Raw genomic sequence first — 12627 nt, forward strand, 5'->3', positions numbered from 1 at the left:
CGTCCATAGACGACCAAAACCGCAACCCAGCGGTACACAAATCCGGTCGTCACTCACCTCTCCGCGGGGTGGAGCAGTCTGGTAGCTCGTCAGGCTCATAACCTGAAGGTCAGAGGTTCAAATCCTCTCCCCGCAACCACTTTTGTTATAACTCCATAGAATGCGAGATATAACAATCACTTAGGCCGCCTCAGGGCGGCCTTTGTTCTATTCGGTCGCGCCAGGGTTTCAATCACCGCTTCAGTGAGGGCGGATCAGGCCGAGCGGACGAGGCCAGCGTGCGACAACCTTTTCAGAACGCCTTCAATCTGACCCACCGCTTCCATTATGTCTTCGTCCTTTGTGTCGAACCCAAGGCTAAAACGGATGGAAGCTTCAGCGTCGTCACCGGTCAGGCCAATGGCCTGCAGGACATGCGACGGTTCCGGGATGCCCGACGTACAGGCGGAGCCCGTCGAGGCCGCTACATGCGGCTGCAATGCACCAAGAATGTCATGCGCCGAGAACCCCCCAAATCGTATATTGGCGTTACCGGGGTGACGGGCCCGTCCTTCCGAGCCGTTCAACGCTATCGGCCATGGCAGATTCATGAGTTTTTCGATAAAGCCATCGCGGCGACTGCGAAGCTGTGCGCGTCTCTCTTCAGCATCGTCGCCTGCAAGTAAATCTGCCGCCTTACCCATACCGACGCAAAGCGGCGTTGGTAACGTGCCGGATCGCAAGCCGTTCTGTTGCCCGCCTCCGTAGATCAGCGGTTCGATACGATCTTGCAATTCCCGAGCAACATAACCGGCTCCAATACCCTTTGGGCCGTACATCTTATGCCCAGACAGGCTAAGAATATCCACGTAATCGCCAATGCAATTCATGTTCATTGCAACAGGTGCTTGCGCCGCATCACAATGAAATATGCAGCCAAGACTTCTGACGAGTTTGGAGAGCGATCCGATATTTTGTATCGTTCCTATCTCATTATTGACCGCCATGATCGATACGGCGAGCACGTCGTCATCCAGTGTCGTTTCCAGCGCAGAAATCTCGACGAAGCCCTGATCATCGACAGGGATTTGTTCGACCGAGAAACCGAGTCGTTCTTCCAATGCTCTTCCTGCAGCCAGTACGCATTTATGCTCGATGGCGCTGACCAGAACACGCCGGCGCTTGCCGCCAACCGCGCGGCGCGCAAGCCCCAGCAAGGCCAGATTGTTTGACTCGGTTGCACCTGACGTGAAGATGATTTCGTCGGCGTTCACGCCGATCAGCGCCGCGATGCTAGCAGCCGCATTCTCGACCGCCTGCGCGGATTCCCATCCGAGTCGGTGATCCGACGAATGCGGATTGCCGAACAATTCGCTATGAAAAGGGGCCATTTCCGCCAAAACACGGCCATCGACGGGTGTTGAGGCCTGATGGTCCAGGTAGAGTGTGTTTCCAATTCTCATTTTATTTCAGTAAGATAGAGTGATGGTGCCTCTGTCAATGCGGGGTCCCCGCCATAGCCGCCTTCTGGAGCATCGTTCCAGCTTCTGTTGACTATAGCACGCGGGCTCGGCTACAGTCGAGCTGGACGCATCATCCAGTAAGCCGGGGGGAACATGTCGCGCGGACCACTATTTCAGCATGACTATGACGCGCAGTTCTCGGGCCATGAAACCTTCCCGCTGCGCTACGGATGGTTGAAGAAGGTATTCGACCGTGTCGCCGAGACCGAAGAAGACTCTGCCAACCGCATTGCCTGTTGGGGTGACGATGCCATCGCACGATTCGGCGTCGGCAAAAACATGGTCGCCTCAATGCGTCATTGGGCCAAGGCAGCCCGCATTATCGAGGAGCCCGAAACGAATTCCGTTCGAACCACGGAGCTTGGCCGCCTGTTGTTCGGACCGAACGGACTCGATCCTTGGATGGAACACCCCGCCACGCTATGGCTGATCCATTGGCAGTTGGCAGGGCGTCCCGAGAAAACAACATGGTTCTGGGCGTTCAGCCATTATCCGGCCATCAGCTTTGAAAGAGACAAGCTGGAAAAACTTCTGGCGCGTTTCATTCGAGACCGGGGGTGGCCACCTATAGCGGACAAGACGCTAAAGAACGACACTGCCTGCTTTATTCGGACCTATGTCGCCCGGCAGCCCTCCGGAAAAGCGGGACATGACGATGCGCTTGAATCGCCGCTGACGGAGCTGGGCTTGATCAAGGCCATCGGCAAAAAGGATGGCTTCCGTTTCGTGCGCGGCCCGAAAACGACATTGAGTGACGGCGTTTTTGCCTATGCCTTGATCGACTTCTGGGCACGCTATGCGCCAAACGCCGCCACGCTCTCCTTCGAGGCCGTCGCACACGAACCCGGCGGGCCGGGCCGGGTCTTCCTGTTTGACGAAGATGATGTGGCCGACCGGCTTGCCGCGCTTGACGACGCGACCGGAGGCGCCTTGCGCTGGTCCGAGACAGCCGGTCTGAAACAGGTCGTTCGTAACATCGATATTGGGGAGGACACGTCGTTGTCGTGGGTTCCCGGCGATTATGGCGAGCTTGCCGGGAAGGAGGCTGCGTGATGGGTTTGAGTGACCGTGTCCGCATAGCTCGCCGTTTTCTGAGGTCGATCCGCATCGATTCCGACCTTGGCGACGCCACTGCCCTCGAAGGGTTTATTTGCCCGCAATCATCCGCTGACATCCTCATGACGATGGCGCGTCACGTGTCCGAAACGGGACAGGGCGCGTTCACATGGACCGGCCCTTACGGCAGCGGCAAGTCGAGCCTTGTCGTGGCCCTTAGCGCCTTGCTCAATGGCAATGCGAGATTGCAGAAAGAAGCGACAAAGGTATTCGGACAGAAGCTCACGAAAGCGGTCTGGACGGCGTTACCGCCTGGTCCCAAAGGATGGCGCATCCTTCCCGTCGTAGCGCGTCGCGATGATCCCGTCGCCGTCATCGGCGAAGCCGCGAAGAGGGCGGGGCTGGTATCGCGTCAGCCGCGCGGCGGCTGGACCGAGAGCAATCTCATCGCCGCGCTGACAGAAGCGGCTGCCGAAAAGCCGAGAACGCACGGGGGATTGGTCCTGTTCATCGACGAGATGGGCAAGTTCCTCGAAGCTGCCGCCCAGGACGGTTCCGATATCTATATCCTTCAGCAACTCGCCGAGGCGGCGTCGCGGAGCCAGGGCCGGTTCCTTGTTGTGGGCGTGCTGCATCAGGCATTTGAGGAATATGCCCACCGCCTGTCGCACGAGATGCGCGACGAGTGGGCGAAGATCCAGGGACGTTTCATCGACCTTGTTGTCAATACGGCCGGTGAAGAGCAGATCGACCTGATCTCCCGCGCGATCGAAAGCGACCACCATCCGAAGAAGCCTGGCGCGCTGGCAGTCACCATTGCCGATTTCGCGCGCCGCGATCGCGGTGGCGACGCGGAGCGGCTCGCCTCCATGCTGGAAGCTTGCTGGCCGCTGCACCCGGTTGTCGCATGTCTGTTAGGACCGGTTTCGCGGCGACGCTTCGGTCAGAACCAACGCAGCATATTCGGCTTCCTGAACTCATCCGAGCCACATGGTTTTCAAGACTTTCTGAGCCAAGCGGGCGATGGCGACCTGTATACCCCGGACGGGCTTTGGGACTACCTTCGCGTCAATCTGGAGCCATCTATTCTCGCCTCTCCTGACGGGCATCGCTGGGCCTTGGCCGCCGAAGCGCTTGAACGCTGCGAATCTCTTGGTGGCGATGCTCTTCACGTCAGATTGCTTAAGACGATTGCCGTCATTGACCTGTTCAAGGAGCGCTCCGGCCTCGTGCCGAGTGTCAGCTTGTTGCAGAGCTGCCTTCCAGAGACATCGCCCAAACTGCTTGAGAGCGCGCTATCCCGTCTGGGCGGCTGGTCTCTCACGATATTCAAAAAGTTTCTTGACGCTCATGCCATTTTTGCTGGAAGCGATTTTAATATCGAACAGGCAACCCGCGCCGCGCTGGACGATATTGATGAACTTGACTTCGACGAGTTGAAGACCCTCGCCGGGCTTCAGCCGATCCTTGCCAAACGCCACTATCACGAGACCGGCGCGCTCAGATGGTTTGGCGTGAACGTCGTCCCGCTCAGCGGTCTTGTCGAATTCGCCGAGAAACTGGAGCCCGAAAACGGCGCGATAGGTCACTTCCTGCTGGCGATACCAACTGAAGGCGAGAAGGAAGACCTGGCCGACAAATTGTGCCAGAAGGCGGCGCGATATAGCGGGGCCAACAGAGGTGACATCGTCGTCGGGATTTCCAAACAGTCCTGGGCCATCGTTCCTTTAGCGCGCGAGTTGTTCGCGCTCTTTAGCGTCAACAACGACCATCCCGAACTCGCTGGCGATCCCGTCGCGCGGCGGGAAGTCTCCGCACGCCTCGCAGCATTGCAGGCCTTGGTGGAAACGGAGCTGAATAAAGCTTTCGACAACGCATCGTGGTTCCGCAAGAACCACCAGAAGAAACCCTTGCGGCAAGCCGATTTGAACATCGTTGCCTCCGAATTGGCCGACCGGCAGTTTCCCGATGCACCGTGCCTGCATAACGAATTGCTCAGCCGTCAGAAGCCGTCGAGCAATGCCATAACAGCGCAGAACAAGCTTTTGTACCGTATGGTGGTCAATGAAGGTGAACAGCGCCTTGGGATCGAAGGCTATCCCGCCGAAGGCGGCCTGTTTGCTTCGATACTGGAAGCGACGGGTCTCTATGCGCAAGACGGAAAGGGCTGGCGCTTTGCCTCGCCCACATTGGATGGGACCGACCCTTGTCGCTTGGCCCCGATGTGGCAGGCAGCGTTTGACCATGTGAAGAACAACGCCGATCGCACGGTTCCTGTCTCCGAGTTGTTCGATATATGGCGCAAGCCGCCTTTCGGCTTAAAGGACGGCCTCATGCCGATCCTTTCTGTCGCCTTCATGCTATCGCAGCGCGACAAGCTTGCTGTCTATCGGGACGGGATCTTCAGGGCTAAATTTGACGACGTGGATGTGGACTACCTTGCCAAGGATCCGAGCTTCATCCAGCTGCGCTGGATGGACCTCACGGATGTGGCGCGCCGCCTGCTGTCGGGCATGGCAGACATTGTCCGTGATCTGGATACCACAAACGGGCTTGCGCATCTTGAGCCCATAGATGTCGGACGCGGACTGGTCTCAATCTATGTCGGTCTCCCGAAATGGACGACAAGGACGATGCGGTTGTCATCCAATGCTGTGAAGATTCGCGATCTTTTCAAACGCGCGCACGACCCGAACCAGTTTCTGTTTGATGATATTCCGGCAATGCTTGGCGAAGACGCCTCCGTTGCAAACGAAGACGATTTGCGCCGGATTATCACAAGCGTCCGGGAGGGGCTGGAAGAGCTTGTTCAGGCGTATCCGTCAATGTTGCATCGCTTGCGGGATATCATGCTTGCGGAGCTGCGGGTTCCAAACCTTTCTCCTCAGTCCCTGGCGGAATTGCGCGACCGCGCGGAAAATATCAGGCAGCTCGCGGGAGACTTCCGGCTCGACTCTTTTGTCAACAGGCTCTCCACGTTAGATGCACGTGATGAGCGCTTCGAGGACATTGCCAGCCTTGCCGTGAACAAGCCGCCCCGCGACTGGGTCGATCCCGATCTTGATCAGGCCGCTATCGAGCTTGCCGATATGGCGCAAAAATTCCTTCGTGCGGAGACATATGCCCGCGTCAAGGGGCGTCCGGACAAGCGGCAGGCCATGGCTGTCGTCGTCGGCATGAACGGGCGGCCGGCGCCCTTGCTCGAAGAATTCGATATCGCCGATTCAGACCGCGCCGCCGTGAACGCGCTGATCGAGCGCGTCGCAGCAGCGCTGGACGAGTCCGATACCAGCCAGCGCAGCATAATTCTGGCGGCGCTGGCGGAACTTAGCGCCCGCTATATGCAGAAGCCGCCGACCATGAAGAAGAACGGAAAAGGGAAGGCGGCTTCTTGACGGCGGAATCTGTAAAACATGTGCTCGGTCTGTCAGGCGGGCGGGATAGTGCCGCGCTCGCCGTTTACATGCGGCAGCATCATCCCGAACTCGATATCGAGTATTTCTTCACCGACACCGGCAAGGAATTGCCCGAAGTCTACGAATATCTCGGAAGGCTGGAAGGCTTTCTCGGAAAACCGATTCTGCGATTGAACCCTGATCGAGATTTTGATTTCTGGCTCAAGCAGTACAACGATTTTCTGCCCTCGCCGCAAACGCGTTGGTGCACACGCCAGCTAAAGCTGCGTCCGTTCGAGCGCTGGTTACGCCCCATGCTCGACGACGGCATGACGATCTACAGCTACGTTGCGATCCGCGGCGACGAGGAGTATCGGGAAGGATATTCATCAAAGCACGACAAACTCATCATCAAGCTGCCTTTTAAGGAAGCCGGTATCGACAAGCCCGGCGTCCTGGAAATTCTCGAAGGAGCAGGGCTCGGCCTGCCAAAATACTATTCCTGGCGGACGCGCAGCGGCTGCACCTTCTGTTTTTTCCAGCAGAAGATCGAATGGGTCCGGCTCAAGGAGCAGCATCCCGAGGCGTTTGAGGAAGCCAAGGCATACGAGAAGAACGCCGTCGAACATGGTTCCCCGTTTACATGGAGCCAGGGCGAGGCCCTTGAAGAACTGGAGCAACCGGAGCGCATCGCGCAGATCAGAGCTGACCACGAACAGCGTCTCGCGCGTATGCGGTCGAAGGTTCAGCCCAATCCGCTAAGGCCCGATAGCGAACCTCTCGACATCGACGATCTGTATGGCAAGGCAAAGGTTTGCCTCGCATGCCACAAGTAACTAATTGAGCCAGGGCCACAAATAGTCCCATGCGAGTGCAGCGGTATTGCGCGCTCGCGCTTCTGAATAGCCCCTTGAATAGCCCCTAGATTCGTAGACGCCTCCGGGCTCAGACCAAACCTGCTAAAGCGGGAGCGGATACGGCGCCGAACCTACAAGACCCGCGCCGAAGCCCGCTAGGATGTGTTCGACTACATCGAGATGTTCTACAACCCGAAGCGCAAGCATGTCAGGAACGGGATGCTGTCACCCGTCGAGTTCGAACGGCAGCAGAAAATGAGAACCGAGGGCGTCTAGAAAACTCGGGGCTATTCACTGGACGCCTCTGCATCGAAAAGCTCTTTGATTTTCTTCATGGCAGTCTCACCAACCCATATAGGCGCAAATCAGTTATTCATTCTCGTGGTGCTCCGATAATCAAGCAGCCTCGTGTTTTCTCAATATTTCATCAACGGCATCTGACAGGTTCCAGATCGGCTCCGCATCGCCGTCCTTGAGCATTTCGATGACCTTCGGCAACCCGGCCACGGCGAGGCCGCTGGCCAGCGCCATCATCTTTCGGGGCTCGGAGACGATTTGTACGTCGCCGGTTCTTCCGATTGCGATCAGCATGAGCGTGTGAACCCGCCACGGGTCGCTGCCGAAGATCGAACCGTCGATGATCTTTCGCGTCTCGTACTTGGTGGTGTCGGCAGGCTCCAAACCCAGCCGTGCTGCGACGCAGACGGAGAGAAACCAGAGGTCGACCATGCGCGGAAACGGACTTTGGTCGATGACCGCGTCGGCGCTCCGCTGGCAATACCGAGTGAATGCCTCGTGAAACTCGACGGGCACGTTGATGTCGATAGCCTGGAAGGGGTTGAAATATCTGTCCGCCATCGTCGCCTCCTATGACGCCATTTCCAGCTCGACCTGCGCATCCGCGCGGCGCTGGCAAAGTTGACATTCGCCGCGATGGTCGCATTCGCAGCGCAGCGCCTTCCTTTCGGCAACGCCCGGATCGTTGACGAGCATCTTCGGGTAGTGCGCCGGGTTCGTCAGCGTGAAGACCACGCCCGCGGCTTCGTCGATAATCTCCTCGCATCCGGCAATCTCGTCATGGGTCAGGAACAGCACGAGCTGAGAGCTTTCACGCACGGCCGTGCGCAGGATCGAGCGCTTGACATACCCGCTCGTCATCCCGAGCGGCGTATCGATGACGTTCGGGGCTTCGACCTCACTGACCTTCGTCAGAGCCAGGATGAAGGCGAGGGTGAGGGCGCGGCGCGAGGCCCCGTTCAGGTCACGATCGGGATTCAGCGTCCTGTTATTCGGGCCATAGACGATGATGTCGAATTCCCGGCTGATTTCAGCACGCCGGATGATCGCACCCTGTTCCGGGTCCGCGCCGATCATTTCGAGGAATATGCTGTTCATCAGCTCGCTGACCTTTTGCAATTCCTCGTTCGTAATGCGCTCATACGCGCTTTTCAGCACGTTCGTGACATCCTGAGTGACATCAAGCTCAGCCAGGATGCGCGCGCCCTTCTTCTGCTCGCGCAGCAGACGGTCGCGGACGCCTTCCAGCTCTTCGCGCTCGCGCCGCAGCCCGGTGAGCTGGGTTTCGATAGAAGATTGCCGGGAGAGGTGACGGTCGCGCTGGTCCTTGTACTGGCGACGCGTTTCCCGCAAACCCTGTATATCGGTGTCGGGCAGTTCATCGAGCTGCATCTCCAGCGCGCGGAACTTTCGGCCCGCTTCGTCGCGCAAGGTCTGTAGGCCGTCGCGGCGTTCGACGACCGTCTTGTAATCCTCAAGCCAGGCGCTTGAACCGGAATCTCCGGCGGCCTGTAGCGGTTTGGCCCCGTAATAGAGGTCCGTAATGATCTCCTGAATTTCATCGGCGCGCTGGCTGTCGTCGATGAGCTTCTGGATATGAGCGCGCCGCTTCTCGCCCCCCGCATCGCCGGGTTCAAGCGTCTCACCGCAGATGCAGATTTCCGCAGAGAGCCGGTCCTGCAACACCGGGATCGTCGTGTTCGGAATTTTCCCCTGATCGTGCAGCTCTTCGAGTTTCTCGAAAGCGCGGCCGAGCAGGGGCGCGAGCAGGTCCGTTGCGATGGAGCGGCTACGGAATAGCGCCGAGTGTTCCTTGTTCGCCGAGGCGAGCTGATCATCGAGTCGCTTGATTTCGCGCTTTGCCTGATCGAGATCCTTTTGCAGCTTCTCCTTGTCACCCTTCTGGAGCGCCGCCGCAATCTTGCGGTCAATCTCATCGACCTTCTCATCGAAGGCCCCGAATTGCTGCTTCGCGTCTTCGAAATCGGCTTCCAGCTTCTCCCGGTCGTTTTCCATCGATTCCAGGCGTGACGCGATCCGGTTCAACTCGCTGTCGCCGCCGACCTGTCGCGCCTTCTTGTTCACTTCCGCCGCTGATTTGCGAACATGCTTGATCGCGTCGTCTATCACGCCAAGCCCAAGCAGGGAGCGTATGGCCCGTTGCACCCGCTCGCGCTTGGTGGACAGGGCGACATCCGCTTCGATGAAGCTGAGCGCCCGGTCGCCATCGGTAAAGAAGACATCCCGCAGCTCTGGCGGCAGCTCGTCGTTGATCACCGCTTCGGGGGCATCTATGGGACTTGCGCCGGTATCGTTCAGAGCGAAAAGCTTGACGGTCGAAGACGACCGCCGCGCCTGACTATCCACATCCTCGAACGCCGAGCGAACGAGGCGGTATCGCCGGCGCGTTTCACGCACATCGCCGGACACACGCCGATATGTCGTCAGCTCGAACTCGACGGTGGCAGTGATCGGAACGCGTTTTCCTTCGCTGGCATCCCAATCGATGGGATGCAGGCGAAAGCCTTCGCCCTTGCCGGGCAGGGCGGCGTCTCCGTAAAGCGCCCACTGCAATCCATGCAGGATTGTCGTTTTGCCTGACTCGTTGGCCGCCCGGATAACCGTCAGCTTTTTATCTGGATCGCTGGAGAAATTAAGCGCCAGGTCGCGAAGCATACGAAAATTCTGAAATTCAGCGCGGAGCAGTTTCATGAATCCAGTTCCTCCGTGCCCGTATCGTGACCGCGTTGCGCCGCGAGAAATCGGGCAGCGGTGTTGCATTTGTCGTTAATCTTTTTCTGGATATTCGTCGCCGAGACTCGGTGGCCCCGCTCGTATTCAAGAATCTCCGAAATCACCTCGATCAGTTCTTCCCTGTAGCCGTCGCACCTTTCTTCAATCTCCTCGCATTGCTCCAGGATGATCGAGATGATCTTCTTGTCATTCAATGGCATGTCTTTTCCCCCAAAACTTTACAGATACGCCGCGTCAACCATTTTATCGATCATCGCCAGCGGCCCGTCCGGTCGGCCCGCATTTCTTGCGAGCCGTGCGAATTCCTGGGCGCGCCGCAGCTCCGCCCGCACCAGCGCACGCGCATCCGGGTCGAGCCCTTCCTCCATCCCCGGAGGCAAGGCCAGCAAATCGTGAATGACGCTGTGCGTCTTGCCGATCGCGCTGCATGTGCGCAGAAGCCGGCCGCGTCGCTGCACCCATTGCCGTTCCACGGTGGTGCTTGCAAGGACGAACGCCTTGCATATCTGCGGGATGTTCACCCCTTCATCGAGGACGCGTTTGGCCGTCAAAACCTGTATCTCGCTATCCTGGAATGACCGGATGATCCGTTTCGTCTGGTCGCGGCTGGCAGTCTCTTCAGCCGTGAGCTGGTGGAACAGGATGTTCTTGTCTCGCAGCAGCCGGTTCACGTTGTCGAGCTGGTCCGGCCCCTTGTCGGAGGTGTAAACCAGAGTATGCCGCAGGCTGCCCGTATCTTCCTTGTCCAGAAGACCCCTGAGCGTCGCGATCTTGCCTGATGCTGTTTCCAGCAATGCGCGGCGGTCGCGCAGCAGCTTTGCCAGGTAGTCATCCGGCTTGCCGCCTTCGCCGCGCCAAGCGTTCTGTTTCATCTTGCCGGTCAGGTCGAACCATTCGCTCATCTCACTTTCGGTGAGATAGACGGGATGGACGTAGTAGTCGTACTCGACCAGGCACCGGCCAATCGCTTCTTCGAGCGTAAACCGGAACGCCACAGGTCCGAAGAATCCGAAAAGAGCTTCAGTTCCTTCCTCGTCATATTGCCGTATCGGCGTGGCCGACAGGCCGAGCCGGTATTCAAAGAATTCCGGCGGATCGTTGACGAAGGACGGACGGCCGAGATTGTGCGCTTCGTCCGCTATCAGCAGCCGCGCGCAATCGAATGACTTGACCGCATCGAGAAATTCCGGCGTACAAAGTGTGTCGTGGCTGACCACCACCGCTTCTACGTCCGACAGGCCGGTACGTAGCCGCCGCTTGATCTTCTGAAGATCGCTTGCGCGCTTGGCTGCGCTGCCCGCAGTCGTCAGATTGACCGGCTTGATTCCGAAGGGGGCGATTTCATCGCACCATTGCTCGATCAGCGGCACATAAGGTGCGGCGACGACGATCAAGAGCGGCTTGTGACCGTCGTAAAGCCGATGGGCCGCGATCATCGAAGTAATCGTCTTGCCCGATCCTGTCGCCATTTCCAGCACACCGCGATACCCGGCGTCGCACCAGGCGGCCACGGCCTTGCCTTGATGCTCGAACGGTCCTTCCTCGTATTCCAGCCAGTCTGGTATCTTGAAACCTGCGGTCGGGATTGAAGGCGGTTCGGGCTCGTATGGCTCGGGTTCCTCGGCAAGTCCCGAAGCCTTCCCGTAAAGATCCCGAAGCTCGTCCTCCGACGGTGGCACCTCGGAGCTGTATGTGCGCAGCAGGCGCTGCCGGACGGCCTCCGGAAGCGGGATGACAAGGCAGTTTTCATCCTTGTTGTCCCAAAGGCGACCGAATTCATAGCGCAGCTTGTCCGTGATATAGCGTTGGTTTGGATCCTGCCACGACCGCGATACCGCGATCTGTTCGATGTTCTTCCTGATCCCCGCATAGGTCACATTGCTCGATCCGTGTGCCGCAACGACATCTCCATGCTCTTCGAACAGCCAGACCTTCGGGTGAAAGAGTGCATCCTTCATCAAGGCGATCTTGATTTCGATTCGTCTCTCCCGCAGCAACCATGACAGGCATTTCAACGTGTGCCGTTGAAGCAGGTCTTCTGTGACAGTCAGTTCTTCCAGAATTCTGTCCGCGACCTCTTCCGCCGATTTCAGGCCGTCCTCGATTGCAGCCTGATCCTCGGCGCGCAGAAGGGGGCTTATGATGAGGCGGAAGCTGTTCTGCGAACCGGCGATGTAGGTCGCCAATCCGGGGGCAAGGGATGCCAATACCTCGCTTGAAAAGAACCCGACCATACAGGCAACCTTGCCCGCTTTCTGAAATCCCGGAATCAGGACTTCTTCCGCGAGCGGATCGGTTGGCAGCATGTAAAGCGGGCGGACTCCGTCAAGCGACCGCAGAGAACGGTCTTGCGTCTTAACCGCCGTTCCCGGCTGTAATGCGGTCTGGTCAGTGACCACCTGAGCCCCCAACTTTCTTTGTTCCTCCTGCTTCCGATTCGGGCCGCCGCAGTGGCAGGTCTGGCGCGACATTCTCGCGATTCCTTGCCACAAACTCGGATACGGCGCGTCGGATCATCCACGCCGCCGATAAATCGAGCGCGGCTCCAATCCGGCTTAGCTCAGCGTACTCCTTCTCATCCAAAGTAACGGACAGGCGCACACTGTTCTTTTTACTTTTCGTCCGAGCCACAAGTGCAACTCCCGATAGGTGCACCAGTGTTACACCAAATTAGTTCTTTTCCAATGGCGAATGGGTGAAGAGTGATAGAGGGTGTGTCCGACGGACGTCGGACCGAGCGTCCTCGAGCCGTGCTGCGGCATGGCT

General features: G+C 58.3%; 9 protein-coding genes, 1 tRNA gene and 1 pseudogene. 5 read left to right on the top strand and 6 right to left on the bottom strand.

Going from position 1 to position 12627, the window contains the following annotated elements; translation table 11 throughout:
* The first annotated feature begins 62 nt into the window (after nucleotides 1–62).
* Nucleotides 63–139, top strand: a tRNA-Met gene (locus ACK8CP_RS18095).
* A gap of 115 nt (nucleotides 140–254) precedes the next feature.
* Here ACK8CP_RS18095 and ACK8CP_RS18100 read toward each other — a convergent pair.
* Nucleotides 255–1442, bottom strand: a complete 1188-nt coding sequence (locus ACK8CP_RS18100; RefSeq protein WP_414832738.1) for a cysteine desulfurase family protein — start codon at nucleotides 1440–1442, stop codon at nucleotides 255–257.
* A gap of 153 nt (nucleotides 1443–1595) precedes the next feature.
* On the opposite strand from ACK8CP_RS18100, the gene ACK8CP_RS18105 reads away from it, so the two are divergent.
* The 4 genes and pseudogenes from ACK8CP_RS18105 to ACK8CP_RS18120 all read left to right on the top strand — a co-directional run.
* On the top strand, nucleotides 1596–2555 hold the full coding sequence (locus ACK8CP_RS18105) for a DUF4007 family protein (RefSeq protein WP_414832739.1): 960 nt from the start codon (nucleotides 1596–1598) through the stop codon (nucleotides 2553–2555).
* Nucleotides 2555–5953, top strand: coding sequence for an ATP-binding protein (locus tag ACK8CP_RS18110; RefSeq protein ID WP_414832740.1), 3399 nt, complete (start codon nucleotides 2555–2557; stop codon nucleotides 5951–5953). The genes ACK8CP_RS18105 and ACK8CP_RS18110 overlap by 1 nt, the downstream gene beginning before the upstream one ends.
* The gene (locus tag ACK8CP_RS18115) at nucleotides 5950–6789 is read left to right on the top strand and encodes a phosphoadenosine phosphosulfate reductase family protein (RefSeq protein ID WP_414832741.1); all 840 of its coding nucleotides are present in this window, start codon (nucleotides 5950–5952) and stop codon (nucleotides 6787–6789) included. The genes ACK8CP_RS18110 and ACK8CP_RS18115 overlap by 4 nt, the downstream gene beginning before the upstream one ends.
* A 120-nt stretch (nucleotides 6790–6909) precedes the next feature.
* Nucleotides 6910–7086: pseudogene (locus ACK8CP_RS18120) on the top strand (IS3 family transposase); the annotation flags it as partial.
* 120 nt (nucleotides 7087–7206) lie between these two features.
* Here the strand turns inward: ACK8CP_RS18120 and ACK8CP_RS18125 are convergent.
* Genes ACK8CP_RS18125 through ACK8CP_RS18145 form a run of 5 tightly spaced genes read right to left on the bottom strand, consistent with a single transcriptional unit; the run spans nucleotide 7207 to nucleotide 12516 of the window.
* Nucleotides 7207–7668: a hypothetical protein gene (locus ACK8CP_RS18125; protein ID WP_414832742.1), complete on the bottom strand. Its 462-nt coding sequence runs from the start codon at nucleotides 7666–7668 to the stop codon at nucleotides 7207–7209.
* A gap of 9 nt (nucleotides 7669–7677) precedes the next feature.
* Nucleotides 7678–9819: an AAA family ATPase gene (locus ACK8CP_RS18130; protein WP_414832743.1), complete on the bottom strand. Its 2142-nt coding sequence runs from the start codon at nucleotides 9817–9819 to the stop codon at nucleotides 7678–7680.
* Nucleotides 9816–10061 (bottom strand): hypothetical protein, encoded by a 246-nt coding sequence (locus tag ACK8CP_RS18135; RefSeq protein ID WP_414832744.1) that lies wholly within the window; start codon nucleotides 10059–10061, stop codon nucleotides 9816–9818. Before ACK8CP_RS18135 ends, ACK8CP_RS18130 begins: the two co-directional genes overlap by 4 nt.
* Nucleotides 10062–10079: 18 nt before the next feature.
* Nucleotides 10080–12332, bottom strand: a complete 2253-nt coding sequence (locus ACK8CP_RS18140) for a DEAD/DEAH box helicase family protein (RefSeq protein WP_414832745.1) — start codon at nucleotides 12330–12332, stop codon at nucleotides 10080–10082.
* Nucleotides 12250–12516 carry a ribbon-helix-helix domain-containing protein gene (locus ACK8CP_RS18145; protein WP_414832746.1) on the bottom strand — a complete coding sequence of 89 codons (267 nt, stop codon included), beginning with the start codon at nucleotides 12514–12516 and terminating at the stop codon, nucleotides 12250–12252. Before ACK8CP_RS18145 ends, ACK8CP_RS18140 begins: the two co-directional genes overlap by 83 nt.
* Nucleotides 12517–12627 lie beyond the last annotated feature (111 nt).

The organism is Afifella sp. YEN Y35 (assembly GCF_047553465.1).
Lineage (GTDB): Bacteria > Pseudomonadota > Alphaproteobacteria > Rhizobiales > Afifellaceae > Afifella > Afifella aestuarii.